Raw genomic sequence first — 24966 nt, forward strand, 5'->3', positions numbered from 1 at the left:
GGAAAGCCATGCGAACTGCCGTGCACACCATGACTGCCATCGGTCTGATGTCAGGCACCTCGATGGACGGAATCGACGCGGCCCTGCTCGAAACCGACGGCGAGGCGCATCTGGTCGCGGGCCCGGCCCTGATGGTGCCGTATCCGGCCGAGCTGCGTAGCCGCCTACGTAGCTTGGTGCTGGAACAGCAGGGTGACGTTGCGGCAATCGAACGCGACCTGACCCTGGCCCATGCCGAGATCGTACGGCTGTTGCTTGCCGATGCGGGGCTCGACCGGGCCCAAGTCGACCTGCTCGGCTTTCATGGCCACACCTTGCTGCACGCACCGCACGAACGGCGCACCTGGCAGATCGGCGACGGCGCGCTGCTCGCGGCCACGACCGGCATCGCCACGGTCAATGACTTCCGCAGCGCCGACGTCGCGGCCGGCGGCCAAGGCGCGCCGTTGGTGCCCCTCTATCACGCCGCACTCGCCGCTTCCTTGCCGAAGCCGGTTGCGGTGTTGAATCTCGGCGGCGTCGGCAACGTGACGTGGCTGGGACCGAACAACGACATTCGCGCGTTTGATTGCGGCCCGGGTAACGCGCTGCTCGACGATTGGATGACGACCAAGCTTGGTCGCGCCTACGACGAAGACGGTGCGGTCGCGCGCGCCGGTCGCGTCGATGCGACGGCGCTGGCGTCGCTTCTGTCGCATCCGTTCTTCGACGTCGCTGGTCCGAAGTCGCTCGACCGCAATAGCTTCTCGTCGGCGCCGGTGCAGTCTTTGTCAGTCGAAGACGGCGCCGCCACGTTGTTGGCCTTCACCGTCGAAGCAGCACGCCGCGCGATCCTGCGCGAAGGCACGCCGCTGCAGGTTCTCGTCACCGGCGGCGGTCGTCGCAACAGCGCTATCATGGACGCGCTGCGCGACGGGTTTGCGGGCAGCCAAATTCTGTCGGTCGATGCGATCGGCTGGGATGGCGACGTGCTGGAAGCACAAGCCTTTGCCTATCTCGCCGTGCGCAGCTTGCGCGGCCTGCCGCTATCTCTGCCGGGCACGACCGGCGTGCCGGCGCCGCAACTTGGCGGCGTGCTGCACAAGACGACCGCTGAAAGAAGCGCATCCGCAGCGTGACGGCTCGTTTTCCTGTGCTGGATTCCAGCGCCGCTTCGATCGCGCGCGCCGCTGACGCGCTGCGTGACGGCAGGCTCGTCGCCTTTCCGACCGAGACCGTCTACGGGCTCGGCGCCGACGCGACGAACGCGCAGGCGGTCGTCTCGATCTTTGCTGCCAAGGGCCGCCCCTCCTTCAATCCGCTGATCGCGCACGTTGCCGATCTCGACATGGCGGAGAAGTTTGCGCGCTTCGACGAACGCGCGCGCGATCTTGCTGCGCGCTATTGGCCGGGACCGTTGACCTTCGTGCTGCCGCGCCACGCCGATTGTGCAATCGCCGATCCTGCGACGGCGGGGTTGCGCACGATCGCGTTGCGCGTACCCGGCCATCCCGTCGCCGCGTCGCTGCTGCGTGCGTTCGGCGGCCCCATCGTTGCGCCCAGCGCCAACCGTTCTGGCGCGGTTAGTCCGACCACGCCCGCGCATGTGATCGAAAGCCTGGGCGACCGCGCAGAAATTGCGCTGGTGCTGGCGGCGGGCCGCACGCAAGTCGGCCTGGAATCGACCGTGCTCGATCTCAGCGAAGCGATTCCGCTGCTGCTGCGCCCCGGCGCCGTCACGCGCGAACAAATCGAACTCGTGCTCGGTCCGATTGCGGTTGCGACCGGCCACGAAGAAATCGCGCCGCGTTCGCCCGGCTTGTTGCTGAAACATTATGCGCCGGCAACGACGCGCGTTCGGCTCGGTGCGATCCGGGCCGAGATCGGCGAAGCGTGGTTGGGCTTCGGTCCCGATCCGTTTGCAGGCCGCGCCGCGGTCACCTCGATGAATCTCAGCGAGAAGGGTGATCTCGCCGAAGCCGCGGCCAATCTGTTTGCCATGCTGCGTGCCTTGGACGATCCGAAACACCGCGCGATTGCCGTCGCTGCAATTCCGGAAGAAGGACTCGGCATCGCCATCAACGATCGACTTGCACGAGCGGCCCATGGCTGAGCTGCCAATAATTGAATTAGACGAATTCGCCGCCATTGTCGGCGCCAACAACGTGCTGACCGCGTCTGACGCCGCGCCCTATCTGCAAGAACAGCGCGGCCGTTTCACCGGCGAAGCCTTGGCGGCGATCCGGCCAGGCACGACGGACGAAGTTGCAGCTGTGGTTGCGACCTGCGCGCGGCTTGGCATTTCCATCGTGCCGCAAGGCGGAAATACGGGACTCGTCGGCGGCAGCGTGCCGCAACACACGCCGCGCAGCATCGTGCTGTCGACGCGTCGTCTCGATCGCATCCGCAATATCGACGCACTGGGTTCGACGATGACGGTCGAAGCCGGCGTCATTCTGCAGCGTGCGCGCGAAGCGGCCGATCAGGCCGATCGCTTACTGCCGCTGACCTTGGGTGCTGAAGGCAGTTGCACGATCGGCGGCGTGCTTTCGACCAACGCCGGCGGTCATTTGACGCTCGCCTACGGCAATGCGCGCGCCTTGGCGCTGGGGCTCGAAGTCGTGCTGCCCGACGGTCGCGTGTGGAACGGCTTGTCGCGCTTGCGCAAAGACAATACCGGCTACGATCTGAAGCAGTTGTTCCTGGGCGCGGAAGGCACGCTGGGCATCGTCACTGCCGCGGTGCTGGCATTGCAGCCGAAACCGCGCGACGTCGCAACCGGCTTTGTCGGCTTGCGCGATCCCGATGCGGCGGTCGCATTGCTGGCGGCACTGCAAGATGCGAGCGGCGGCGCGATCGTTGCGTTCGAATTGATGCCGCGCCTGGCGATCGATTTCGCCACTGCGCATGTCGCGGGCGCGTTCGAACCGATCTCGGCGCGCACGCAATGGTACGTGCTGCTCGAAGCAACCAGCGGCGTTGCCGGTGCGGCGCGCACCGCGCTCGAACAAGGGCTGGCGCGCGCGCTGGAAGACGGGCTGATCGACGATGCGGTGCTGGCGGAGTCTGGCGAACAGCGCCGCCGCTTCTGGTTCATGCGCGAAGCGATCGTCGAAGCACAGAAATTCGAAGGCGCATCGATCAAGCACGATATCTCGGTGCCGGTCGCGTCGGTGCCCGACTTTATCCGTCGTGCTGATCTTGCCGTCGAAGCGGTGGCGCCGGGTGCGCGACCCTATGCGTTCGGCCATGTCGGTGACGGCAACGTCCACTACAACATCACCCAGCCGCCCGGTCTTGCGCCGGCCGCGTGGATGGCGCGTTGGGACGAACTCAATCGCGTCGTGCACGCGATCGTTGCCGAGCTGGACGGATCGATTTCGGCCGAACACGGGATCGGCCGTTTCAAACGCGATGCGCTGCCGGGCGTGAAAAGTACGGTCGAGTTCGACCTGCTACAGCGTGTGAAGCGCGCACTCGATCCCGACGGCCGGATGAATCCCGGCGCGATGTTCTAGCGCGCGAAGGTCGCCGGTTTGGTGGTCGGAATGCTGCGGCATTCCGAACGGTATTGATCGAACCGGTCACCGCATTTCGTGCGGGGTGCGTCGCGCAGATCGGGCAATGCAAAGACAGGCGCGGCGGGCGAAGTTTTGAGATCTTGCCGGCGTTGTTCCAATTCCGCCTCCAGGTCGCGCGGTGCACCCGCGACCAAGGTCGCGACGACGATCGCGACCAGCGCGCTGAAAGCCAATGACAGCAGAATGATGCTGGTGCGCAGCGACATTATTCGTCCAGCGCAGCAGCGAGTTTCTTGGGCGCGATGCGCAGCCAGCTTTGGCGCACCAGGGCCAGCAACTCGTCGGTGGTTACGTCTTTGATCTTCACGCTGAGCCAACCATAGCGCCCGACATAGGCCGCCGTGAAGAAGCGCGGATCGTCGCCTGCGGCAGCCGCGGTCTTGTCGGCTTTGAAGGTCACGATTCCGTCGCCGTAGGTGGCGAAGATCTTGTCTTTCACGCGAAAGGTCGGATGCCCCCACGTTTCGCGTTCGACCGTCGCAGGCCAGGCCAGCACATATTTGCGCAACGCGCGCAGTGCCTCGGCCTCGGTCATTCGACGCGGCCCGTGAACAGTGTCGCGCCGTCCGGCGTTTCGATTTCGATCACCCACAAATCGGGATCGCGCTGCACGGCGCGGTCGACATAGGCCATCGCCTCATCGGGCGGCAGCGCACGGCCTTCTGCAGCTTCGAGCCAAATCAGCCGGCCATCGAGATCGCGCGCCTGGGTCAGAATGCGGGTGCCGGCACGATGCCCATCCAACCGCACCAGCACCGAGCCGCGTTCGGGGTCGCCGCGCCTTACGAGATAGGCCGGACGCGCCGCCGCGCCGAAACGACGCAGCGTTGCGGTCACCCAAAGCTCGGTTGGAAGCCGGTCGTCCAAGTCTGTGCTCTAGCGCTCCGGTTTGCGCCCGATAGGATCCGCCGCCATGCGATCAGCTCCTTTCGCGCTTCTCGTTCTTTTCGCCGCTCTGCCCGCCTCAGCGCAACAGGCCGGCGATGCCGACAAGGGCAAGCGACTCTACGTGCAATGCACCGCCTGCCACACGCTCGAAGCGGGCGGGAAGGCACGCGTCGGCCCGAACCTGCACGGCGTCATCGGTGCGGCGGCCGGCACGCGGCCGGATTTCACCAACTATTCCGATGCGCTGAAAAAGAGCGGGATCGAATGGACCGACGACAGGCTCGACGCCTGGCTGAAAAAGCCTGCTGCGCTGGTGCCTGGTACCAAGATGGTTTTCGTCGGGCTGGCGCGGGACCAGGACCGGGCCGATCTGATCGCCTATCTCAAAGACGCGACGAAGTAGCCGCCGCCAACGTAGACGCCGCCTCTGGGCGAGCTATCTTCGACCCCATGCGCAAGATCGTCCTCTCCCTCGCTGGCACGCTGGCTCTGGCCGGTGCGCTTTGGATCAGCTCCGGCACGGCGTCGTTCGCGGCCTTGCCCGACAAAATCACCGACGTGCCGAAAGCGCCCTACGACGAGGCCGCCGACGGCCGCGCCGACTTGGCCGCTGCGCTGGCGCGAGCCAAGGCCGCCAACAAGCGCGTGCTGGTGAAGTTCGGGGCCAATTGGTGCCCGGATTGCCGCGTGCTGGCCGGTGCGCTGGAGATCCCCGACATTAAATCCTACGCCGACTCCAAGTTCGAACTGGTCTCGATCGATGTCGGCCGCCGCAACAAGAACCTCGATCTGGCCGCGAAATACGGGCAGGGCCTCAAGGGCGTGCCGACCGTCGTTATCGTCGATCCCAAGACCGACACGGCGGTGCAGGGGCTGAATACCTTGGCGCTGTCGGATGCGCGCGACATGACGCCGGCTGCCATTCTGGACGTGCTGAAGAGCTACGGCGGCTGACCATCGGCTGTGCATGGCTGCTGCCCACGGGTACGCAGCCGGCATGGCTGGATTGCCGACATCGCCCCGTCAAATTCGGGCTGGTCGCGCCTATGTTGCGCTGCATCGAAACACATTGGACGCGCAACCATGACGACCCTGCTTGCAGGGGTGGCTGCCGCGGTTCTCGTTTTCTTCGGCGGTCGTACCCGGCCGTCGACGAGTCTCGCGGCCGATCTGTTCCAGGCCAACTGGACCACGATCCGCAGCTGACCCTTTTCTTCGATACTCTGCGTAAGAGGCCGCCAAACCATTGGCGGCCTTTTTCGTTCGAGCGTTTTCCCCTCGGGAAAACGCGACCGACGAAATGCTATGGACGCTGCATGAGAAATCCGCTCCCGACGCTTGCTGGCCTCGCGCTCGTCATTGCGATGCCGATCCTGGCGCCGCTCGTCCCGCTCGAAGGAGCGTCGGCAACCGCGCGCATTCTCGCCGGTGAAGCGATGTTCTGGCTGCTTGCCGCAGCGCTGATCGCAATCGTCGTCGTCTGGGAAAAGCGGCCGCTCTCGTCGATCGGACTCCATCCGCCGACATGGCGCAGCGTGCGGCGCGGGCTTGGCGGTCTTGCTGTCTATCTCGCAATCGGCATTGCGATGGCGGTGCTGCTGCATGTGCTGGCCGATGGCGTACCGCAATTCGCCGGCGTCGAAGCGACGCTGAAATCACTGCCGGTCTGGGCGATGGTGCTGCTCGCGATCCGCGCCGGCGTCGTCGAAGAATTGATGACGCGCGGTTTCGCGTTGCACCGTTTGACGGAATGGACCGGCTATCTCTGGATCGGCGCGGTCTTGCAGCTGCTGTTGTTCGCAGGCTTGCACGTGCCGGTCTGGGGCTGGGCCAAAGGCGCGATCGTGCTGGTGCTCGGCGCGGTGCTGACCTTGCTCTATCTGCGGCACCGCGATCTTGCCGCCAACATGATCACGCACGCGCTGGTCGATTCCAGCATCCTGCTGATCAAGCTGATGCCGGACGACTGAAGATCCACAACGAGTCGGCGGGGAAGCGCACATGGTGGCGCCCGTCGGCCAACGGTTCGGCGTCGTAGGCGCGCACCGACAACCCGTCGCGCTCGAACAGATATTCCCAGCGGTCGCCGAGATACATGCGCGTGACGAGATCCATCTCGACGCAGCCTGGTCCGCCCGCTTTATCGACCGACACGCGCTCGACGCGGATCAGTCCGATCGCATCGCCGCTGACCGCACCGGCCTGGGCTGTGCCAACCAGCTCGACGCCGCCGACTTTGAGATGCGCACGCCCATCCGCGCCGGAAGACGCGGTGCCGAGCAGGCGGTTGTTGGCGCCCATGAACTCGGCCGCGAAAATCGTATGCGGGTGCGCATACATCTCGGTCGGCGTGCCGGCCTGTTCGATGCGGCCTTCATTCAGCAACAGAATGCGATCGGCCATCGCCATCGCTTCGATCTGATCGTGGGTCACGATCAGCGCGGAGATGCCGAGTTCGGAAATCAGCTTGCGCAACCAGACGCGCGCTTCCTCGCGCAACTTGGTGTCGAGATTCGATAGCGGTTCGTCGAGCAACAGGATTGGCGGCTCGTAGACGAGCGCGCGTGCAATCGCGACGCGCTGTTGCTGGCCGCCCGAAAGCTGGTGCGGGAACCGCGCGCCCAGCTTGCCCAGGCCAAGCTGGTCGAGCGCAGTTTGGACGCGGCGTTCGATGTCGGCTTTCGAAACGCCACGAAGGCGCAGGCCGAACGCGACATTGTCGTTGACGGTGCGATGCGGCCACAGCGCGTAGGATTGGAAGACCAAACCAAGGCCGCGTTTTTCCGCCGGCACGAAATGTTTCTGGCTGCCGTCGAAGACTGGCTTGCCGTCGATTTCGATCTTGCCGGAGTCGGGCGTCTCCAATCCCGCAACCGCGCGCAGGATCGTCGTCTTGCCGCTGCCGGACGGTCCCAACAGGGCCAGGACCTGGCCACGACCGAGCGCGAACGAGACGCCTTTGAGAATTTCGTTGCCGCCCAAGGTCAGGCGGACTTCGTCGAGTTTCAGATTGTCGCTCATCGTTTTTCTTTCACCGGACCTGGCTCAGCGCAGGCGCACGCCGAGGCGCAACGCGATGGCCAAACCGACCGCCAGCGTTGCGACGTTGATGACGGACAGCGCCGAGACAACGTCCGCAGCGCCGGTTCCCCACAAAGAAATCAATTGCGCGCCGGTCACTTCCGTACCGGGACCGAGCAGATAGATGCCGGTCGAATATTCGCGCACGAAGATCATGAAAATCAGAACCCAGCTCGACATCAGGCCGAACCGGATCAGCGGAATGGTGATCTCGCGATTGACGCGGCCAGTCGAAGCGCCAGCGACTTTGCCAGCCTCTTCCAATTCGCGACCGACCTGCAGCAGTGACGCGCTGATCAAGCGCATGCCGTAAGCGAGCCACACCAGCGTGTAGGCGATCCACAACGACACCAAGGTCGATTTCAACGGCCGCAGCGGCGCGAAGAACAGGAACACCCACAACATCGCAAGACCGGCGATCAGCCCCGGCATGGCGCGCGGGATCAGCACTGCGTAGTCGACGATGCGCGCCAGCGGATGCGGCCAGCGATGCACCGACAATGCGATCAGCGCATAAACCGCGACCGATGCGGCGCCGCCGATCGTGGCGATCAGGATCGTGTTGACGATGCCATGCACCAGCGGCGGATAGTCGAAGACTTCGTAGAAGTGATCGAGCGTCAGCACCTCGGTGATGTTGATGCCTTCACCCCAGGCGCTGACGACACTGCGCAAGCCGATGCCCGCCAGCGGAATGCCGACCGCTACCAGCAGCCACAGCACGACCCCTGCGAACGCGATCCAGCGCGATTTGCCGAGCGGCAGCGGTTTCGATCGTGCGCCTTTGCCTTTCAAGGTGACGTAGCGTTCGGCGTCGCGCAGCAGGCGCCGTTGCAGCAACACCAGCGGCAGGCTGATCGCGAGGATCGCAACCACGACGACCGCCATCAACTGATAGGACGGCACGCCGAAGCGGTTGGTCAGCTTATAGAGATACGAAGTCAGAACCAGGATGCCTTCCGGGTCGCCCAGGATCAGCGGCAACGCGAACATCTCGAAGCCGAGGAAGAACACCAGCACGCCGGCAAAGAGCAACGCGGGCGCAATCATCGGCAACGACACGCGGCGCATCACGGTCAACGGACCGGCACCGGCGACGCGGGCTGCTTCTTCGACGTCGGATCCCAAACTCGACAGCGCCGACGACGCGTAGAGATAGACGTGCGGGATGTGCGTCAGGCCCGCGACGACTGCGATCGCAGGCAGCGAATAAATCGTCCACGGCACGTCGCCGAAAATCGACTTTGCGGCCAGCGACACGAAGCCGACCGGTCCAAGCGCCACGACATAGCCGAACGCCAACACCATCGGCGAGACGAAGACCGGCGACAGAAGCAGCGGTTCGATCCAGCTACGACCTGGCAGGTCGGTGCGGATCATCAGAAACGCCAGGATGCCGCCCAACGGCACCGCAATCGCGGTCATGCCGGTCGCGACAAACACGGTGTTGCGCAGCGCAGTCCAGAAATCCTTGTCGCTGAACACGAAGGTGTAAGCGTCGAAGCTTCCCTTCGCAGTCGGCTGAAAGAACGGCGCCGACAGGAAGCTTTGATAGATCACCAACGACAAAGGCAGCGCCACCGCAAGCGCGACGCCGACCACCACCGCCACACGCCAAAGCGGGCGTTCAACTTTCATTGCAGTATCCAGTCCAGCAGTCCGTCAGTGCTTCGAGACGGCTTCCTGCCACTTTTTCAGGAAGGCGAGACGCTTGGTCTGGTCGAGATATTGCGTCGTCGTGTCGTCGACCGGGATCGGCTTCAACTTGTCGCCGAACTTCGCCTTCAACGACTTTGCTGTCGCTTCGCCCTCGACGTCGTCGCGCATCGCGAACAGGCCCGAATCCGCCATCGCCTTCTGGCCGTCGAGGCTCAGCACGAAGTTCAGAAACACCTTCGCAGCGTTCGGGTTTTTCGCTTTGGCCGGGATCATCATCACGCGGCTGACGACCTCCATGTAATCCTGCGGATAGACGACGCCGACATTCGGGTCCTTCTTGCCGCGATTGATCGCGTAGCTGCCGATCATGTTGTAGCCGAGCACGTGTTCGCCCGAGCCGATCTTTTCCAGCATCGTGCCGGTCGAGGTGTAGAGCTTGACGCTGACGCCACCGAGCGCGGCGGCGAGATCCCACAATTTGGGGAAATGCAGCTGGTCGTTGCTGATATAGGCGAAGCCGGTGCCGCTACGTTCGGGATCGTAGGTTGCGACCTTGTTGGTCAGCTCGGCTTTTTTCTCGGTCAGAATTTTGATGAATTCATCGTGCGTCTTCGGCATCTGCGCTTCGGGCAGCAGGCGCTTGTTGTGCACGAACAGAATCGGCTCGTAGGTCGTGCCGTACGCCTGATCTTTGTACGCGGCCCAGCTCGGCAGCTTCGCCTTCTCAGGCGACGCATAGGTCATCGCGTAGCCGTCCTGTGCCAGCTTGATCTGCAGATCCATCGCGGTCGACCAGGTCACGTCACCGGTGCTGCCGGCTGCGACTTCCGAAATCAGCCGATTGTAAAGTTCGGTCGAGTTGAGGTCGTTGTACTCGACGGTGATTTTGGGAAACGCCTTGGCGAAGGCTTTCAGCAACGGTTGCGCCGCAGCAGCGTCGGTCGACGAATAGACGACGACTTTGCCCTCTTTCTCGGCCGCTTCGATCACTTTGGCGTAGTCGGCCGGATATCCAGCGGGCACGTCGGCGGCAGTTGCGGCCAGCGACAAAGCAGTTGCCGACAAGAAAGCGAATGCAAATGTCGACCGGCGGAAATTCATGTCTGCAATCCTCGTGCTCTCTTCAACGACGCGCAAAGGTTAACACGGCAAAACTGTCAGGAAAGAAGCGATTGGCATAGAAGGGCGCCACCGCGCGATTGATCTTTTGCGTTGGATCCACCGTGCCTTCCGCGGTCGCAACGAACAGTCGTTTGGTGACCGGGTCAAGCGCCATGGTGCGCGCCAACGGACGCGTCGTCAGAGCTTCAAGCAGTTCATAGTGATCGGCGTCAATCTGCCGGTACAGAACCAGGTTTGCGTCAATCCCGTTGGAGCTGAAGATCGTCTGTTCGCCGGCGTCGTAGATGACGCCGTCATTGCCCCGTCCGATTTCCAGTGTCGTTACGGTCGCGCCGGTTTCGCTGTCGAGTACGCCCAGCACGGGTTTGGCGCCACGGCAGCCGACGAACAGCCGATGGTGCGCTGCATCAAAAGCAAGACCGGTCGGTTCGTCGCAGCCCTTGGTCGGATATTCGGCAAGGACCGTATGCTTGCGCGCGTCGATATGTGCGACCGCATTGCGATCGCGTTGGGCGACGAAGAAGCCGCCTTTCCCGTCGGGCTGCGCGGCTTCGAGCTTCTCGCTTTCCATTTTCAGGATGGCAATGCGCCGGCCGGTGCGCGCATCCAGAAAGGCGATCTGCTTGCTGTCGCCCATCGTCACCGCGATCTGCTTGGTCACCGGCTCGTACAGCCCCGCGTCGGCATCGTCACCGAGTTTGATGCGGTCGATCTTGTTCAAGGTCGAAAGCTGAAACACGGTCGAGCTTCCGTCGCCGTTCACCGTGTAGGCGCGATCGAACTCGGGAACGAGAATGATCGCATTTGCCCCTTTGGAGTCTTCGATCACTTTGACGACGCGATGCGCGGCTGCGTCGTAGACAGCCGCACCCTCGGCGCGGCGGCCGACGAAGAGCCGGTTCCGCGTTGCATCGAACGCGAGATAGTCCCAGCCGCTGACCTGGCCGGGGAGCGTGATCGCCTTCTCCAGTTGATAGAAGCCTTTGGCGGATGCAGGCCCCATCGTTGCGCAAAGACCGGCAGCCGCAAGAGCGGCAAGGGTGCGGCGCTTCATTGGGTTTTGCCCGTGGCCGGTGCGACCGCAAAATGCAGCACGGCGGCGCCAGTCTTTCCTTCGCCCGGCGACAGCGCGACGTAGAGACGGTTCAATTCCGGAACCAGAATTCCGGTCTTGGCGCCTTTTGCCGACGGAACGCGCGCGATCTCTTCGTAGCGGTCGGGGTCGTTCTGCTGGAAGACGCCGATATATCCCTCGCCGCCAAGCACGTAGATCCGCTTGTTGGCTTTATCGAAGATGACTTCGTCGGTCCGTTCCGGTGCGGTGAACGAAGCCACCGTCGCGCCGGTGTCGGCGTTCAGCACCAACAGCTTGCCCGGCTTGCGCGTTACGACGAACAGTCGCCGATTGTCTTCGTCGAAGGCGAGCGGCGCGTTCTGTTCTGCTTCGCGGATCGGCCAGTTTGCAAGCACCGCATGGGTGCGCTTGTCGAGAACCGCCATGTAGTTCTTGCCGGTGACGTTGATGTACAGCCGATCGCCCTTCTGCTCGATGGCCATCGCTTCGACTTTGTCGGTGTCGAATTTGATCGCGCCATATTGCTTGCCGGTGACGGGATCGATCTCGATCAGAAACGTTTCTTTGAGCTTCGCGTCGCGGCCGCCGGTCACGACGTAGTAGCGTTTGCGCGACGGGTCGTAGCCGGCGGCGTCGGCGCCATGCGGCTTCAGCGCGATGGTGCCAACGATCTTGTAGCTGTTCGTATCGACGATGCGGCTTTGCGTCTCGCCGCTGTCGGTGACGATCAGCCGGTTTGCACCCGGCAGATAGAGCAACGAATGCGGTGTGTCGAAGCCAGCGACGGTCTTGCGCAGCTTGCCGGTGTCGAGATCGAACACTTCCAGCGTGTGGTGATCCTCGGCCGCAAGGAACAGACGGTTGCCGCGAATGTCGGCTGCGAAATGATCGAAGTCGCCGGTATAGCCGGGAAGTTCGGTGCGGCCGCTCAGTGTCAGCGGTTCGGCGGCCAACGCGGTCGCGCTGAAGCCGAGCGCCAGCAGCAATCCGGAAATCGCGCGGTGCAACATCGGTCTTGTGTCGACAGGCATGTTCATCTCCCTCAGTTCCGTTCTGCGATTTTGGCGACCGATGCGATCTGCGCTGCCATGTCGTCGCGGATCTTTTCCGCGCGTCGTTTCAGCGCCTGCTTGTCGTCGGATTTCTTGTAGGCAAATACGACGCCCAACGCGCCGATGCCCGTCTGCGCCTTGTCCAGCAGCGGCAGCTCGACTTCGAAGCGCTTGCCGTCGGTGCTCACTTCCAGATTGGTCTCGCCTTTGTCGATGACGCGCAGGTCGTCTTCGTCGGCCTTCTTGCCGATGCGACCGATATTCGAGGCGAGAATGATGTTGTTCGCCGATCCGGGCGGCGTGACGTGCATGACCAGCAGGATCACGTCGCGGTATTTGTTCATCGTGTCGTCGACGAGCCGCTGCGCCGCGGGATAAGTCGGCACCGACGGATCGTACGGATACGGCTCGACCAGATTCTCGACATGCGAGATTCGGCGGCGCAGCTCGTCGCGAATTTCCGCGGCTTGTTTTGCGCGCGCCTGTTTGTTGTCGCCGCTCTTGTAGGGAAAGACGACGCCCAGGGCGCCGATCCGGTCGCCGCGCACGTCCAGCAGCGGCAACTCGACCTCGAATCGATCGCCCGCCTGGTTGACTTCCAGCTTAGCCTTGCCGGTTCGGATGACGGCCAGATCGTCTTCATCGGCTGCTTTCCCGATGCGGCCGATATTCGAGGCGATGATCACGTTCTCGCGACTCTTCGGCGGCGTGACGTGCATGGCGAGAACAAGCACGTCGCTGTGTTTGGCGACCGTCTGATCAACCAGATGCTGCGCGTAGGTGGATGGCTGGCCCTGCGCCGCCGCTGAAATGCTGAACAGGGCGCAGAACGCCCATGGCACGAAGCCTTTCATCGATTCCCTCCCCAGGGTCATTTTTGGAGTTGCCGCGCAGCCGGCATTGGCGGCGGTGATAGGGAGGCAAACTGACTTCACCCTGAAGGTTTTCTGAACAAGCGTTCAGTTATGTCGATTTCGGTTGCCCACCTCGCACCGTCTATGTCTCGATTTGAACCGGTACTTCGGAGCGCCCGCCAAGAGGCGTTTTCCAGGGGAGGTGCCTGATGAAAATTCTGATTGTCGAAGACCAGCAACGACTCGGTCAGTTTCTCAAGCAGGGGCTTGTCGAACGCGCGTACACGGTCGAGTGGGTTCGCTGTTGCCGTGAAGCCGACGACGCGATTGCGGAAAACAGCTTCGACGTCGTCGTGCTGGACCTGAACCTGCCCGACGGAGATGGGCTGGATCTGCTGCGCGAATGGCGCGAAAGCGGCTTCAACGAACCCGTGCTCATCCTCAGCGCGCGTGACGCCGTCGAGGATCGCATCAAAGGACTCGACCTGGGCGCCGACGACTATCTGCCCAAGCCGTTCAGCCTCGAAGAAGTCCTGGCGCATATACGCGCCTTGTTGCGCCGCCAGTCCGCCGTCAAGCGCGCGGTTCTGGAACATCGCGGCATCAAGCTCGACCTGCTGAGCCACACCGTGCATCTGAACGGCGAGCCGGTTGACCTTACGAGCCGCGAATATGCGCTGCTCGAGATCTTCATGCAGAATGCCGGTCGCGTGCTGACGCGATCGTTGATCTCGGAGAAGATCTGGTCGTCGCATTGTGACGTCGATACCAATTTGCTCGACGTCTATATGAGCCGCTTGCGCGGCAAGCTTGAAACCACGCCCGAACGGCTATTGTTCAAGACCGTGCGCGGCGTCGGTTATCAGCTCCTGTGAAGTCGATCGGCACACGTCTGACTGTCTGGTACGCGCTCAGCGCGACCGCGACGCTCGTGTGCCTGTTCGTCGGCGGGTACTACCTGCTGCAAAGCCGGATGATTCATGGGCTCGACGTGTTGAATGCGGCCGAGTTCGAACAGATCAAGGCGCGCCTTGGGCCCGACTACGCCAATCTCGATGCGCGCGTCATCGACGAGCGGATTCGAGAAACGACCGAATATGCCTCGGTTCTGTTCTACATCACGGTCGAAGATCCGCGCACCGGCCTGCTTTTCTCATCGTCCAATCTGAACGGCCATCCGATCCCCGACGTGAAAGGGCTGCGCACGTTCGAGGTCGAAGTTCCCGACATCGGCGCGTTGCGCGTTGCCGAATTCATCCACCCGCCGTTCGACATCAGCGTCGGCACGTCGTTGCGCCCGGTGGGCGAAGTCATGCGCGGCTATATCCAGGTCTGCCTCGCACTCGTCGTCGCGATGTTGCTGGTCAGCGTCGCGATCGGGCACGGATTGAGCCATGTGCTGCTGCGACCGGTGCGGCTGATCAGTGAGACCGCGCGGCGCATCGGTTCGGACAATCTGAGCGAGCGGATTCCAGTCCCCGCCGTGCAGGACGAGATCTCGGACCTAGCGCGGTTGCTGAACCAGACGTTCGACCGGCTCGAATCCGCGTTTCATCAGATCTCCCGCTTTTCGGCGCAGGCGTCGCACGAACTGAAAACGCCGCTGTCGTTGATCCGGCTGCACGCCGAGAAGCTGCTCGAAGACGGCGCTTTGGGGCCGACGTCCGAAGAGGCGGTGCAAGTGCAGCTCGAAGAGCTGGCGCGGCTGAACCAGATCATCGACGAACTGCTGTTTCTGTCGCGCGCTGAAGCGGGCGCCATCACGATCAACGCCAAAGCGCAACCGCCGGCACGGTTCCTAGAGAATTTCCGCCAGGACGCGTGCGTGCTGGCCGAACATCACGGTCGTCGCTTTCACCTGATCCAGGAAGGCGACGGGCAGGTCGTGTTCGAAGAAAAATGGATCCGGCAGGTGCTGTTGAATCTGCTGACCAATGCGCTGCACGCGTCGCCACCGGGTGGCCGGATCACATTGCGCTCGACGTTGCGCGGCTCGACCTGGCGTGCCGCGGTCGAGGATGACGGGCCGGGCATCGAACCGGATCAGCTCGATCGGATTTTCGAGCCGTTCGTGCGTCTGGGTGCGAACAACGATGCGGGCAGCGGGCTTGGTCTCGCCATCTGTCGCAGCATTGTCGGTTTGCATCGCGGCAAAATCTTCGCCGAGCCGGGGCGCGGTGGTCGCGGTTTGTGCGTCGCGTTCGAGATTCCGGTCAACGAAATCGAATTGCAATCGCCGGTACATGTTGCCGGGGTAACGCAGCCCGCTGCACGCGCACCTGACGAACCAGTCCGGTATCGTTCAGGTTCGATTTAGTTTGGCGGGCTACGACCCTGCGCGATCGGACAGCCGTACAAAAGAGCTGCCGACGGGGAGGAAGTCATGCAGTCAACACGCGTGCCCGTCGCGACGGCGCAGCACATGCTGCGCGCGCCCGCTTCACGATCCATTCTCGTAGGCCTTTCGATTGCCGGTGCAGCCTTGCTGCCCCTGCAGCGCGCAAACGCGCAGAGCGCGACCGAATCCCAGATGGAAGAAGTCATCGTGACCGGCCGCTTTATCGGCTCGGGCGCGACCAGCGCCACCAAGCTCGACATCCCGGTTCGCGACACGCCCTATTCGGTTGCGTCCTATACCGACGCGTTCATGCGAGCGATCGAGACGACCAAAGTCGCCGATCTCTATCGCTACATGACCGGCGTCCAGCGCGCCGGCAATACCGGCTATGATCTTGCCATTCGCGGGTTCAAGGCATCGGGCACCGATCGCAACGCGCTGATGGTCGATGGGTTGCCCGGCCTGACCGTGCGCTTCGGATCGCCACCGACGGTTGGCACCGACCATATCGAACTCGTCAAAGGTCCTGCGTCGATCCTGTACGGGCAGGTGCAGCCGGGCGGGTTCGTCAACATCATCACCAAGAAACCGCGCGACGAAGCAGCCAACGTGATTGGTTTGCGCGGCACGTCCGGCCTTGCCAGCAACAGCTCGGACAATGTGCTGGGCTACGAAGTCACCGCCGACCTGACCGGCCCGGTCGATGCCGAGAAGCGCGTTCTGTATCGGCTGATCACCGAGTATGGCTACGACAACACGTTCCGCACCGCGTCGTACGAGCGGCCGATATATCTCAGCCCCAGCGTCACGTGGCGTATCACCGACAGCACGGTCGCAACCGTGCTGCTCGAATATCGCAGCGTGAAGACGTCGTACGACACCTACATGGTCGCGCCCAACCTGGATGCGTCGCAGATCCCGGCGACCACGACGCGCTATCAATCGCCGAGCGACGTGCAGAAAGAATGGGGTGGCACCGCAACCCTGTTGCTGCAGCACAAATTTTCCAACGACATCAAACTGAACCTGTCCTATCGCGGCGTCGTCCATCGCGACACGGCGATCGGGTACGACGTCAACGCGATTCTGCCGAACCAGCAGGAAGTTTCGATCCGCGCGCGCAACCAGCTCAACAAGCGCGAATATCATTTCGGCGACCTGAACCTGGTTGCGCCGTTCGAAACCGGGCCGTTCCAGCACAAGCTGGTGGTCGGTACGAATCTCGGGCGCGAAACGCTCGATACCAACCGGCTGCAATTCTTCAACATCCCGACCACGCCGGCGACCGTCGCCGGGCCGCATGCGGGCGCGCTGAACATCTTCGCGCCGAGCTATGTCGGCATTCTGCCGCGCGACGCCTATCCGCTGGTCAATCCGACGACGCCGACCGCGCTCAACGATCGCTATACGTCGTCGCAGGCCTATGGCGGCTATCTCGCCGACCTGATCACGATCACGGAAAACTGGAAGGCGCAGTTCGGCATCCGCTACGCGCGCGAAAGACAATCGCTGAAAGAGCTGCGCATCGCGGGCGTGCCGACCACCGCGTCGGACAATGACGACGTGCTGCCGCAAGGCGGCTTGATCTACCAGCCGAGCAAAGACTGGTCGTTCTACGGCAGCTACAGCACCTCCTTCGTGCCGGCGCCGGCCAGCTCGCAGGACATCAACGGCACCAATCCGTTCGTTCCGACCACGGCGCATGCGATCGAATTCGGCGTCAAAGCCGACCTGTTCAACAACCGCGCCAACGCCACGCTGGCCTGGTTCAAGATCGACAAGCAGAACGTGCTCAGCACGTTCAGCGGCGGGACCTGTCCCGCTTCGATCGGCACGTGCTCGCAGCAAGTCGGCGCTGAACGATCGACCGGCGTCGAATTCGAAGTCAGCGCGTCGCCGCTCGACAATTGGCAGTTGACGGTCGGCTACGGCTACACCGACGCGAAAGTCGTGAAGTCGACGATCGTGCAGCAGAACGGCGCCGCGCTGACCAACATCCCCAAGCACAACGCGCATCTGTGGACACGGTACGATCTCGCCGACGGCATGTTGGCGGGGCTCGGCTTCGGTCTCGGCATCGCCTATACCGGCGACCGTCCAGGCCTGTTGCCCACCGCGACCAGCAACAGTCCGCTGACCTTGCCCAGCTACACCGTCGTTGATCTCGGCCTCTATTACGTCGCCGAGCGCTACGACCTTACCTTCAAGATTTCGAACCTGTTCGACCGGCGCTATTTCGAAAGCACCGGGTTCACCGGCCAGACGCAGATCGTTCCTGGCCAGCCGCGTATTGCGGTTCTGTCGGCGCGCGTGCGCTTCTGACGTGCGCGCGGGATTGATGCTTGCACTTCTGGCTTTGCCGGCGTCGTCGTACGGCACGCCGTCCTACATCACGCCGGCGGGTGCGGTGCGCGTCGTCGGGTACAACGATATGCAGGGCATGCTCGACGCGTTGAATGCCCGCTTCATCGCGTTGCATCCCGGCACGCAATTCGACCTGGTGCTGAAAGGCACGCGTACGGCGCCGCAGGCGCTGGCGCGCGGCAGTTCGGCCTTTGCGCCGATGGGGGCCGAATTCTCGGACGCAGAGCTTGCCGACTATCGCGCCGTCGCCGGCGGCGACCCGATTCAGTTTCGTGTCGCGCATGCATCGCTCAACCCGGCGGCCAAGTCGGGCCCGCTCGCCATCTTCGTGCACCGCGACAACCCGCTTCCGTCGCTGACGCTCGAACAGGTGATGCGTATCTTTGCCGAGCAGCCCGACCGGCTGTCGACCTGGTCACAGCTCGGACTGGGCCGGCATGCGATTCATCCGATCGGCCTGCACGCGACCACAGCGCTGGCGCTGTTTCTGCAGCGGCACAAATTCGGCGGTCGTCCCTATACCAGCCTGATCACCACCTTTCCGCAGTCGGCCGACGTCATCCGCGCCGTCGGCGAGGACCGTGACGCGATCGGCTTTGCTGCGATGAACCTCGCCACGCCGCAGGTTCGGGTCGTGCCGCTGGTTGCGTGCGTGGATATGCGCCCGTCGTCGGGCAGCGAAGAAGACATTGTTGCGGGCGTCTATCCGCTCGATCGCCATCTCTACATCTATGCGCGCCAACCGATCGAGCCGCTGGTCGCCGCCTATCTGCGGCTTGTCCTGTCGCGCGAGGGGCAACGCGTGATCGCGCAAGAGGCGCTGCAGTATCTGCCGCTCAACGACGCCGAGATCGCGGTTGAGCTGGCCAAACTTCCGGAAGCGAGGGCGCAATGAAGCTTTGCCGATCGATGTTGCTGGCCGTCAGTCTGTTCGCGGCGCCGGCCGCCAGCGCGCAGCAGAAGCTGGTCGATTGGCCGCAGCTTCCGGTCGCGCGCAGCGTGCCGCAGACCGACGCGGAAAAAGAATTCGGCAAAGAGCACGGGCGCAAATTGCCGACGCCCGAAATTCTGCAGCCGACCTTGGATCCGGCGCTGCAGCCGTATCAGGCGCAAAAGGGCGTAAAGTTGACCGGCACGCGCAAGGCAGCGGCCTCGGACGTGCTGCCCGATCTGGTGCATCGCTGGGTCGATGGATTCCGCAAGCACCATCCCGGCGTGCAGATCGATCTGTCACCGCCTTATGCCGGCAGTCTCGGCGCCAAAGAACTGGTGAACGGTAAGCTCGACATCGTTTTCGTGTCGCGCGAGCTGAAACCCGACGACATCACCGAATTCAAAGCCAAGTTCGGGTACGAGCCCAGCAGCGTGCCGGTCTCGGGCGGCACGTACCGGCATTACGGGTTTCTCGATGCGCTGGGTTTCTTTGTGCACAAAGACAACCCGCTGGAGTCGATTACGTTCGACCAGCTCGACGCGCTGCTCTCAACCACACGCCATCGCGGCGGCGCAGCCATCACCAATTGGGGACAGCTTGGCCTCACCGGCGACTGGGCGGACAAGCCGATCCATGTCTATGGCGTCAAGCCATGGAACGGGTTTGAAGAGTTCGTTCGCCAACGCGTGTTGAGCGTCGGTGCCAAGCGCGGCGAGTGGCGTACCGACATCAACTTTGCACCAGTCGTGTTTCCGCTGGCGAGCAACGTCGCTGCCGATCGGCTGGGGATCGGTTACGCCGGTCTCGCTTATATCGATGCACCGGTGAAGATGCTGGCGCTGTGTCCCGACGCCAAAGGCCTGTGCAGCGCGCCGAGTTACGAAAATGTCGCGCGCGCCGACTATCCGTTGAGCCGGTTGGTGTTCCTCAATTTCAATCATGCGCCCGACAAGAAGCTCGACCCGATCGTGGCCGAGCTGCTGCGCTACATCCACAGCCGCGACGGGCAGCAGGCTGTTCTTGCGCAGGGGATCTATCTCCCGCTGCGCGCCAAGCAGATTCCATAAAGCAACGAACAGGGTGCAGGTGCGACATGAGCGCTGATCTTTTCTTTTCTCGCCGTGCGGCGATGGCGGCTGCGGCGGGTTCGGCGGCGTTGATCGCGACGCCCGCGCGCGCGCTGAAATACGCGGCGACCGAACATCATCTCAAAGTCGACCCCAAGATGGTGAGCTGGACGCCCGGCCCCGTTTCGGTCGAACCCGAAGAAGAATTGAATCTTGTCGGCGCTGACGTGATGGACGAGATCACGCTGGGCTGGTGCAAATTGATGCGCCAGGCCTATCCCAAGCTCAGCGTCACGATGCAGGCGCGTGCGTCGGGCGCCGGCGCACCGGCGCTGGTCGATGGCAGCGCGCATCTGGCGCCGGTCGGTCGCGAATTGCTGCCGGCCGAGGAAAAAGCCTTCACCGACAAGTTCGGCTACGCGCCGCTGGCGTTCAAAGTCGCGACCGGCAGCGTGGGATCGCTGGGCAAGACCGCATCGAGCGTGATTCTCGTCGACAAGAACAATCCGATTCAGGGTCTGACATTGGCGCAGCTCGACGCGATCTATTCCAAGACGCGCAAGCGCGGCTATCGCGACGTCACCAAATGGGGCGATCTGGGTTTGACGGGCGAATGGGCCGACCGACCGATTCATCTCTACGGTCTCAAACATCCCAACGGGATCGAGTGGTTCTTCAAACAGGTCGTGATGCAGGGCGGCGACTATCGCGACGGAATCGAGTTCGTGAAGGGCAAGGGCTTCACGCATGCCTTTACCGTCGCGGCAGAAGACATGGCGTCGAAACCGGGCGGCTTGACCTATGCGCTGCTCGCCAACGTAACGCCGAACGTGAAAGTCGTGCCACTCGCCTACAAGGAAGGTGAGCCCTTCGTGATGCCGACGGTCGAAACCGTCTATCCGCATCGCTATCCGTTGAGCCGCTACATCTACATCTTCGTCAATCGTCCGCCCGGCCAGCCGTTGCCGCCGAAAGTGAAAGAGTTTCTTTCGCTGGTGTTGAGCAAGCAGGGGCAGGACGTCGTCGCCAAGGAAGGTGTCTACATTCCGCTAACCGCAGAGACGGTGCGGGAAGAACGCGCCAAGCTTGCGTAAATCGATGCGGCGAGGCGCAGCCCTGCTCTGTGCCTCGCTGCTCTGTTGCATGCCGGCGGTCGCAGGCGACGATCTCGTCTGCGCCGGCGGCGATACGATGCAACCGCTGGCGCAAAGCTGGGCGAATGCGTTTCACGCGCGTCGCCCGTCGGTGCGGGTTCAGATACGCGACGACGCCAAGCTGGCTGCCGACGGGTTCGCGCTGCTGCTCGACGAGAAGATCGATTGTGCGCTTTTCGTGCGCGAGCTGTTTCCTGCCGAGAGCGCCGCGTTCGAGCGCAAATACGGCTACGCGCCGCTGGTGATTCCGGTGGCGGGCGGAAGCTACGCGACAAAGGGCGGGACGCATGCGATTGCGATCTACGTCAACGCCGGCAATCCGCTGAACCGGATCAGCCTCGCACAGCTCGCTTCGGTGTTTGCCGGTGCGCGCTATTGGGGCGAACTCGGTGTCGAGGGTGCGTTCGCGACCCACCCGATTCATCTCTACGGCATGTTGCATCGGCGCGAGACGGGAAATCCGCCTGGCATCGTGAATTTCCTGCAGCAGCGCGTGCTGCATGGTGCCGCCTTTCGCGATGACGCGCGCGAACAGGTCGATCGGCCGGGCGAAGGCGCGCTGGAAGCAATTCCGCGGCGTGTCGCCGAAGATCCGGATGGGATCGGCTATAGCGGATTCGGCTTTGCCGTTGCCGGCGCCAAGAGTGTCGCGATCGGCGACAGCGACGCCGGTCCATTTTATCGCGGTACGCCGGAAGAGGTTACGCGCGGCGTCTATCCGCTGCGGCGGCATATTTATCTGATCGTGCACCGGCGGCCCGGCGCGCCGCTGTCACCGCCGTTGCAAAGTTTTTTGCGCTTCGTGCTCAGCGCGAAGGGGCAGAGTCTTCTTGCCGACGATCGGACGCGGTTTCTGCCATTACCGCCAGCCGAAGCCGCGTCCGCGCGCGCGCTTCTCGAATAAAGCGGCCGGCCTCTCGACCTTGGTCGGGTGAGGCCGGCCGGTCGATCACTTCGCCGGCGCGAACAGCGCGTCGAGCGTGGCGATGCGCGGCTGCAGCCCGTCGCGAATGGCCAGACCCGGCGCCAGGAAGTCCGTGTCCTTGCGCTTGTCGTCCGGGGACGTCTTGAACGCGACCACCATCGCTGCGGGCAGATACGTGCCAGCCGCATCCTTGAGCGGCAGCACGATCGAAACCTTCTGCTTCCAGTCGGGCGAACCCCATTTGGATTCGACCTGCGTGACGGCCTTCTTGATGGTGATCACGTCGCCCGGCGAGGATTGATTGCCGATGCGATCGGGGAACGATCCGGCAAACATCGTGAAGGTTTCCGTCTGGCCCGGCGGGCTGCCGTGCATCGTGATGCTGACCACCTCAGGGTGTTTGGCGATCAGCTCATCGATCATCTGCTGCGCTTGAATTTTCTTCGTCGGCCCGACCCAGTTTTTGGGTGTGTTGGGCGTCGAGGCCGCACGCGGGATCGCGTCCTGGGCCCAGGCGCTTGCCGAAACCAGCAACAGGCCGGCGGCAAACAATCCCTGCAATGCATGCTTGTCGAACGAACGCATTCTGTGCCTCCCGAAAGTCACGCGCGCGTCGGCGCGCGTTTGCACGAGACGGTAGACACCGAATCTGAATTGGACCTGTCAGCGACCGAGTTCGAACTTCTCGTAGCGCTCGACGAGCGTCATCTCGCCCTGGTCGCCCAATTTGACCTTCTGTTCGCGGCGCACCGGCAGGCCTGACGCAAGGTCCAGCCACAGCGTCGCTTCACCGACGGCCTGGCCGCTCACCACCAAGGTGAAGCTGATCGGTCGCGTGATGCGATCGCCCAACATTTTGTCAGCTCCGCCGCGACGGGCGTTGCGTATTTCCAGCACGCGACGCACGTCGCCCTCGGCGAGGTCGGGCGGGCGTTTGGCGCTGATCACCGCGAATGTGTGCAGCACGCCCATCCGCACCAATTTCACCAACAGGCTTTCGCTCAATTGCAACGGCGTCTTGGCGCTGAAGCTGGTGCCGTTGACCTTGCCGTCCAACTTGTCCTGGTCGCTGCGGAGCGTGAGGTCGAGCGGCTCGTCGCGGAACTTGCCGGTCGCGCGCAGGAACGTCCGGTTGCCCTGGCGCACATCGTATTCGCCTTTGAGCTCGGCCGGGTTCAGACCTTCATTTTTGATCTCAACCAGAAACCGCACTGCGCCGGCCGCGATCAGGCGCTGTTCCAGCGCCGCGAGCGTCTTGTCGCTGGCGTCATCGGCACGCGCGGGGGCGGCCAGCAGGGTAAGGCTGAGCGCAAGGGCAAAGAGTGGTCGGATCATGCGGCAAGTTTGGCGCCCCACCTTGCGGGCGACAAGCACGGTCTGGACCCCGCTTGAGGTCCGACCCGCGGGCCGGCATGGTCGATCCGTGCCGCACTCTTCGATTCAGGCTGCCATGCCGACTTCTGCCTCCGACACGATCGATGCGGCTTTGCGCGCGCGGCTGGCGCTGGTGCTTCCATCGACGCCACGCACGCTGCGCGCCATCGAAGACGGTTCGGTCAACCGCATCATCGTTGCCGACGAACAATATGTGGCGCGCATCCCGCGCGCGCCCGAAGGCCATGCCGACGCGGCGCGCGAAGTGGCGTTGCTGACGCGCGCCAACGGCAAGCTCGGTATTCGCGTGCCGCGCGTGCTCAAGGTCGAAGGCGACGTGGTGCTGCTCGAATATCTCACCGGCGAAGCTTTAGGCTGGAGCGTGCTACGCGACCTGCCGCCGGCGCTCGGCGCATCGCTGCTCGATCAACTGGTCGGTGCGCTCGCGACGTTGCACGCTTTGCCGTCGGACGGTTTGCCGCGCGCGGCCCAGGTCGCAGATGCGGTCTGGGTCAAAGACATCGATACGCGCGTAACGCAACACGTATTGCCGTTGCTGCCGATGGGCGCCCGGCGCGATGCGGAACGCGCGCTCGCCGCGGCGGCAGAAGCGGTTGATGCGAACGAACGGCTGTGCGCGACGCATGCCGACCTGCATCCCGAACATGTGTTGTGGGATCCGGCCGCGGGCGTGCTCACCGGTTTGATCGATTGGGGCTGGTCCGGCATCGGCGATCCCGCGCTCGACCTGGCGCAGCTGGCTTGGAATTACGGGCAGCGTGCCTTGGCTGCGATTCGCCGCGTACATCCGCGCGCCGCCGAGTTGCTGCCGCGCGCCATCGCACTGGCTGCTTTGTTCGAACTTGATTGGGCCGCGCGCGGTGTCGCAGCGCGCGAACCGACACCGCTTTTGTGGCATCTCGGCGGGGCCAAAGCTTGGGGGGACGAAACATGAAACGACGGACGCTGGTTGCAGCCTTTGCGCTGCTCGCTGTCTCGCTGTCGGCGCAGGCGCAGGAAGCCGCACCGCGTGAAAACGTGGCGCGTACGAAAATGCAGGCGCTCGATTTTCTGACCGGCGTCTGGGAAGGCGAAGGCTGGATTCTGATGGGGCCGCAACGCCGTAATTTCCGGCAGCGCGAAATTGCGCGCATGGGGGCCGGCGAAACCGTGCTGGTCGTTGACGGCAAGGGGCTTGGGGCTGACGCCGACAACAAAGGCAAGGTCGAGCACGCCGCGTTTGCAGTCGTGAACTGGAACGCAGCGACCAGCGCCTATCGCTGGCAGGCGTTCAAGTCCGACGGCGCGAGCGTCGACGTCGTGCCGCAGGTCAGCGACAAGAAGTTGGTCTGGGAGCTGCCGCCCAACAATGATCGCCGCGTGCGTTTCACCATCACGCGCGACAATGATTCCCGTTGGCACGAAATCGGCGAGTCATGGACCGGTGATGGCAAGCCGGTCGTGTTTCTCGACATGACTCTGCGACGCGTTGGCGACGCCCCCAAATAGATCTGGCCGA

27 protein-coding genes are annotated in these 24966 nt (G+C 63.3%); 16 read left to right on the forward strand and 11 right to left on the reverse strand.

Going from position 1 to position 24966, the window contains the following annotated elements:
- Nucleotides 1-8 precede the first annotated feature (8 nt).
- From TMPK1_RS16990 to TMPK1_RS17000, 3 genes are read left to right on the forward strand one after another with little or no spacing between them, the layout of a single operon-like run.
- Nucleotides 9-1118 carry an anhydro-N-acetylmuramic acid kinase gene (locus TMPK1_RS16990; protein ID WP_420244488.1) on the forward strand — a complete coding sequence of 370 codons (1110 nt, stop codon included), beginning with the start codon at nt 9-11 and terminating at the stop codon, nt 1116-1118.
- Complete coding sequence (locus TMPK1_RS16995) at nt 1115-2092, forward strand: L-threonylcarbamoyladenylate synthase (RefSeq protein WP_420244490.1); 978 nt, start codon at nt 1115-1117, stop codon at nt 2090-2092. Before TMPK1_RS16990 ends, TMPK1_RS16995 begins: the two co-directional genes overlap by 4 nt.
- Nucleotides 2085-3497 carry an FAD-binding oxidoreductase gene (locus tag TMPK1_RS17000; protein ID WP_420244491.1) on the forward strand — a complete coding sequence of 471 codons (1413 nt, stop codon included), beginning with the start codon at nt 2085-2087 and terminating at the stop codon, nt 3495-3497. Before TMPK1_RS16995 ends, TMPK1_RS17000 begins: the two co-directional genes overlap by 8 nt.
- Here the strand turns inward: TMPK1_RS17000 and TMPK1_RS17005 are convergent.
- From TMPK1_RS17005 to TMPK1_RS17015, 3 genes are read right to left on the reverse strand one after another with little or no spacing between them, the layout of a single operon-like run.
- Complete coding sequence (locus tag TMPK1_RS17005) at nt 3494-3766, reverse strand: hypothetical protein (protein WP_420244493.1); 273 nt, start codon at nt 3764-3766, stop codon at nt 3494-3496. The two genes, TMPK1_RS17000 and TMPK1_RS17005, sit on opposite strands and share 4 nt — an antisense overlap.
- Complete coding sequence (locus TMPK1_RS17010; RefSeq protein WP_420244495.1) at nt 3766-4095, reverse strand: MmcQ/YjbR family DNA-binding protein; 330 nt, start codon at nt 4093-4095, stop codon at nt 3766-3768. The genes TMPK1_RS17005 and TMPK1_RS17010 overlap by 1 nt, the downstream gene beginning before the upstream one ends.
- Entirely contained in the window at nt 4092-4427 is a 336-nt protein-coding gene (locus TMPK1_RS17015) for a DUF1491 family protein (RefSeq protein ID WP_420244497.1), read from the reverse strand. Before TMPK1_RS17015 ends, TMPK1_RS17010 begins: the two co-directional genes overlap by 4 nt.
- A gap of 46 nt (nt 4428-4473) precedes the next feature.
- On the opposite strand from TMPK1_RS17015, the gene TMPK1_RS17020 reads away from it, so the two are divergent.
- The 4 genes from TMPK1_RS17020 (at nt 4474) to TMPK1_RS17035 (ending at nt 6418) form a co-directional block, all read left to right on the forward strand.
- Nucleotides 4474-4851: a c-type cytochrome gene (locus TMPK1_RS17020; RefSeq protein WP_420244498.1), complete on the forward strand. Its 378-nt coding sequence runs from the start codon at nt 4474-4476 to the stop codon at nt 4849-4851.
- A 47-nt stretch (nt 4852-4898) separates the two neighbouring features.
- Nucleotides 4899-5402, forward strand: a complete 504-nt coding sequence (locus TMPK1_RS17025; protein WP_420244500.1) for a thioredoxin family protein — start codon at nt 4899-4901, stop codon at nt 5400-5402.
- 129 nt (nt 5403-5531) lie between these two features.
- Complete coding sequence (locus TMPK1_RS17030; RefSeq protein ID WP_420244501.1) at nt 5532-5654, forward strand: hypothetical protein; 123 nt, start codon at nt 5532-5534, stop codon at nt 5652-5654.
- A gap of 110 nt (nt 5655-5764) precedes the next feature.
- Nucleotides 5765-6418 carry a CPBP family intramembrane glutamic endopeptidase gene (locus TMPK1_RS17035; protein WP_420244502.1) on the forward strand — a complete coding sequence of 218 codons (654 nt, stop codon included), beginning with the start codon at nt 5765-5767 and terminating at the stop codon, nt 6416-6418.
- On the opposite strand, the gene TMPK1_RS17040 is transcribed toward TMPK1_RS17035, so the two are convergent.
- Genes TMPK1_RS17040 through TMPK1_RS17065 form a run of 6 tightly spaced genes read right to left on the reverse strand, consistent with a single transcriptional unit; the run spans nt 6396 to nt 13291 of the window.
- Complete coding sequence (locus TMPK1_RS17040; protein ID WP_420244503.1) at nt 6396-7469, reverse strand: ABC transporter ATP-binding protein; 1074 nt, start codon at nt 7467-7469, stop codon at nt 6396-6398. The two genes, TMPK1_RS17035 and TMPK1_RS17040, sit on opposite strands and share 23 nt — an antisense overlap.
- Before the next feature lie 24 nt (nt 7470-7493).
- Nucleotides 7494-9167 carry an ABC transporter permease gene (locus TMPK1_RS17045; RefSeq protein ID WP_420244504.1) on the reverse strand — a complete coding sequence of 558 codons (1674 nt, stop codon included), beginning with the start codon at nt 9165-9167 and terminating at the stop codon, nt 7494-7496.
- A 24-nt stretch (nt 9168-9191) separates the two neighbouring features.
- Nucleotides 9192-10289, reverse strand: a complete 1098-nt coding sequence (locus TMPK1_RS17050) for an ABC transporter substrate-binding protein (protein WP_420244505.1) — start codon at nt 10287-10289, stop codon at nt 9192-9194.
- Between the two features lie 22 nt (nt 10290-10311).
- Nucleotides 10312-11364: a YncE family protein gene (locus TMPK1_RS17055; protein ID WP_420244506.1), complete on the reverse strand. Its 1053-nt coding sequence runs from the start codon at nt 11362-11364 to the stop codon at nt 10312-10314.
- Nucleotides 11361-12416 (reverse strand): YncE family protein, encoded by a 1056-nt coding sequence (locus TMPK1_RS17060; RefSeq protein ID WP_420244508.1) that lies wholly within the window; start codon nt 12414-12416, stop codon nt 11361-11363. The genes TMPK1_RS17055 and TMPK1_RS17060 overlap by 4 nt, the downstream gene beginning before the upstream one ends.
- 11 nt (nt 12417-12427) lie before the next feature.
- On the reverse strand, nt 12428-13291 hold the full coding sequence (locus TMPK1_RS17065) for a hypothetical protein (RefSeq protein WP_420244509.1): 864 nt from the start codon (nt 13289-13291) through the stop codon (nt 12428-12430).
- 209 nt (nt 13292-13500) lie between these two features.
- Between TMPK1_RS17065 and TMPK1_RS17070 the strand changes: the two genes are divergently transcribed.
- The 7 genes from TMPK1_RS17070 (at nt 13501) to TMPK1_RS17100 (ending at nt 22052) form a co-directional block, all read left to right on the forward strand.
- A complete protein-coding gene (locus tag TMPK1_RS17070) occupies nt 13501-14166 on the forward strand; it encodes a response regulator transcription factor (RefSeq protein ID WP_420244511.1) in 666 nt (221 codons plus the stop codon).
- Entirely contained in the window at nt 14163-15608 is a 1446-nt protein-coding gene (locus TMPK1_RS17075) for a sensor histidine kinase (RefSeq protein WP_420244512.1), read from the forward strand. Before TMPK1_RS17070 ends, TMPK1_RS17075 begins: the two co-directional genes overlap by 4 nt.
- 66 nt (nt 15609-15674) lie before the next feature.
- On the forward strand, nt 15675-17951 hold the full coding sequence (locus TMPK1_RS17080) for a TonB-dependent siderophore receptor (RefSeq protein WP_420244514.1): 2277 nt from the start codon (nt 15675-15677) through the stop codon (nt 17949-17951).
- A gap of 16 nt (nt 17952-17967) precedes the next feature.
- Nucleotides 17968-18888 (forward strand): substrate-binding domain-containing protein, encoded by a 921-nt coding sequence (locus tag TMPK1_RS17085; protein ID WP_420244516.1) that lies wholly within the window; start codon nt 17968-17970, stop codon nt 18886-18888.
- Nucleotides 18885-19994 (forward strand): PstS family phosphate ABC transporter substrate-binding protein, encoded by a 1110-nt coding sequence (locus TMPK1_RS17090; RefSeq protein ID WP_420244517.1) that lies wholly within the window; start codon nt 18885-18887, stop codon nt 19992-19994. Before TMPK1_RS17085 ends, TMPK1_RS17090 begins: the two co-directional genes overlap by 4 nt.
- A gap of 26 nt (nt 19995-20020) precedes the next feature.
- Entirely contained in the window at nt 20021-21088 is a 1068-nt protein-coding gene (locus TMPK1_RS17095; RefSeq protein ID WP_420244519.1) for a PstS family phosphate ABC transporter substrate-binding protein, read from the forward strand.
- A gap of 49 nt (nt 21089-21137) precedes the next feature.
- A complete protein-coding gene (locus tag TMPK1_RS17100) occupies nt 21138-22052 on the forward strand; it encodes a PstS family phosphate ABC transporter substrate-binding protein (RefSeq protein WP_420244521.1) in 915 nt (304 codons plus the stop codon).
- Between the two features lie 45 nt (nt 22053-22097).
- Here the strand turns inward: TMPK1_RS17100 and TMPK1_RS17105 are convergent, their stop codons facing one another.
- Both TMPK1_RS17105 and TMPK1_RS17110 read right to left on the reverse strand, forming a co-directional pair.
- A complete protein-coding gene (locus TMPK1_RS17105; protein ID WP_420244523.1) occupies nt 22098-22658 on the reverse strand; it encodes a hypothetical protein in 561 nt (186 codons plus the stop codon).
- A gap of 78 nt (nt 22659-22736) precedes the next feature.
- Nucleotides 22737-23408 carry a hypothetical protein gene (locus tag TMPK1_RS17110; protein ID WP_420244524.1) on the reverse strand — a complete coding sequence of 224 codons (672 nt, stop codon included), beginning with the start codon at nt 23406-23408 and terminating at the stop codon, nt 22737-22739.
- A gap of 115 nt (nt 23409-23523) precedes the next feature.
- Here TMPK1_RS17110 and TMPK1_RS17115 point away from each other — a divergent pair, with 115 nt between their 5' ends.
- Both TMPK1_RS17115 and TMPK1_RS17120 read left to right on the forward strand, forming a co-directional pair.
- A complete protein-coding gene (locus TMPK1_RS17115; RefSeq protein WP_420244525.1) occupies nt 23524-24402 on the forward strand; it encodes a phosphotransferase family protein in 879 nt (292 codons plus the stop codon).
- A complete protein-coding gene (locus TMPK1_RS17120; RefSeq protein WP_420244526.1) occupies nt 24399-24956 on the forward strand; it encodes a hypothetical protein in 558 nt (185 codons plus the stop codon). The genes TMPK1_RS17115 and TMPK1_RS17120 overlap by 4 nt, the downstream gene beginning before the upstream one ends.
- Nucleotides 24957-24966: the final 10 nt, after the last annotated feature.

The organism is Roseiterribacter gracilis (assembly GCA_018332375.1).
GTDB lineage: Bacteria > Pseudomonadota > Alphaproteobacteria > BOG-932 > Roseiterribacteraceae > Roseiterribacter > Roseiterribacter gracilis.

Bases quoted from the DNA above. Each gene is read 5' to 3' on its own strand.
- TMPK1_RS17000 (WP_420244491.1), top strand. From the start codon at position 2,085: ATGGCTGAGCTGCCAATAATTGAATTAGACGAATTCGCCGCCATTGTC.
- TMPK1_RS17035 (WP_420244502.1), top strand. From the start codon at position 5,765: ATGAGAAATCCGCTCCCGACGCTTGCTGGCCTCGCGCTCGTCATTGCG.
- TMPK1_RS17025 (WP_420244500.1), top strand. From the start codon at position 4,899: ATGCGCAAGATCGTCCTCTCCCTCGCTGGCACGCTGGCTCTGGCCGGT.
- TMPK1_RS17095 (WP_420244519.1), top strand. From the start codon at position 20,021: ATGAGCGCTGATCTTTTCTTTTCTCGCCGTGCGGCGATGGCGGCTGCG.
- TMPK1_RS16990 (WP_420244488.1), top strand. From the start codon at position 9: ATGCGAACTGCCGTGCACACCATGACTGCCATCGGTCTGATGTCAGGC.
- TMPK1_RS17020 (WP_420244498.1), top strand. From the start codon at position 4,474: ATGCGATCAGCTCCTTTCGCGCTTCTCGTTCTTTTCGCCGCTCTGCCC.
- TMPK1_RS17110 (WP_420244524.1), bottom strand. From the start codon at position 23,408: ATGATCCGACCACTCTTTGCCCTTGCGCTCAGCCTTACCCTGCTGGCC.
- TMPK1_RS17045 (WP_420244504.1), bottom strand. From the start codon at position 9,167: ATGAAAGTTGAACGCCCGCTTTGGCGTGTGGCGGTGGTGGTCGGCGTC.
- TMPK1_RS17120 (WP_420244526.1), top strand. From the start codon at position 24,399: ATGAAACGACGGACGCTGGTTGCAGCCTTTGCGCTGCTCGCTGTCTCG.
- TMPK1_RS17050 (WP_420244505.1), bottom strand. From the start codon at position 10,289: ATGAATTTCCGCCGGTCGACATTTGCATTCGCTTTCTTGTCGGCAACT.
- TMPK1_RS17030 (WP_420244501.1), top strand. From the start codon at position 5,532: ATGACGACCCTGCTTGCAGGGGTGGCTGCCGCGGTTCTCGTTTTCTTC.
- TMPK1_RS17010 (WP_420244495.1), bottom strand. From the start codon at position 4,095: ATGACCGAGGCCGAGGCACTGCGCGCGTTGCGCAAATATGTGCTGGCC.
- TMPK1_RS17105 (WP_420244523.1), bottom strand. From the start codon at position 22,658: ATGCGTTCGTTCGACAAGCATGCATTGCAGGGATTGTTTGCCGCCGGC.
- TMPK1_RS17055 (WP_420244506.1), bottom strand. From the start codon at position 11,364: ATGAAGCGCCGCACCCTTGCCGCTCTTGCGGCTGCCGGTCTTTGCGCA.
- TMPK1_RS17005 (WP_420244493.1), bottom strand. From the start codon at position 3,766: ATGTCGCTGCGCACCAGCATCATTCTGCTGTCATTGGCTTTCAGCGCG.
- TMPK1_RS17090 (WP_420244517.1), top strand. From the start codon at position 18,885: ATGAAGCTTTGCCGATCGATGTTGCTGGCCGTCAGTCTGTTCGCGGCG.
- TMPK1_RS17115 (WP_420244525.1), top strand. From the start codon at position 23,524: ATGCCGACTTCTGCCTCCGACACGATCGATGCGGCTTTGCGCGCGCGG.
- TMPK1_RS17060 (WP_420244508.1), bottom strand. From the start codon at position 12,416: ATGCCTGTCGACACAAGACCGATGTTGCACCGCGCGATTTCCGGATTG.
- TMPK1_RS17080 (WP_420244514.1), top strand. From the start codon at position 15,675: ATGCAGTCAACACGCGTGCCCGTCGCGACGGCGCAGCACATGCTGCGC.
- TMPK1_RS17100 (WP_420244521.1), top strand. From the start codon at position 21,138: ATGCCGGCGGTCGCAGGCGACGATCTCGTCTGCGCCGGCGGCGATACG.
- TMPK1_RS17085 (WP_420244516.1), top strand. From the start codon at position 17,968: ATGCTTGCACTTCTGGCTTTGCCGGCGTCGTCGTACGGCACGCCGTCC.
- TMPK1_RS17065 (WP_420244509.1), bottom strand. From the start codon at position 13,291: ATGAAAGGCTTCGTGCCATGGGCGTTCTGCGCCCTGTTCAGCATTTCA.
- TMPK1_RS17040 (WP_420244503.1), bottom strand. From the start codon at position 7,469: ATGAGCGACAATCTGAAACTCGACGAAGTCCGCCTGACCTTGGGCGGC.
- TMPK1_RS17070 (WP_420244511.1), top strand. From the start codon at position 13,501: ATGAAAATTCTGATTGTCGAAGACCAGCAACGACTCGGTCAGTTTCTC.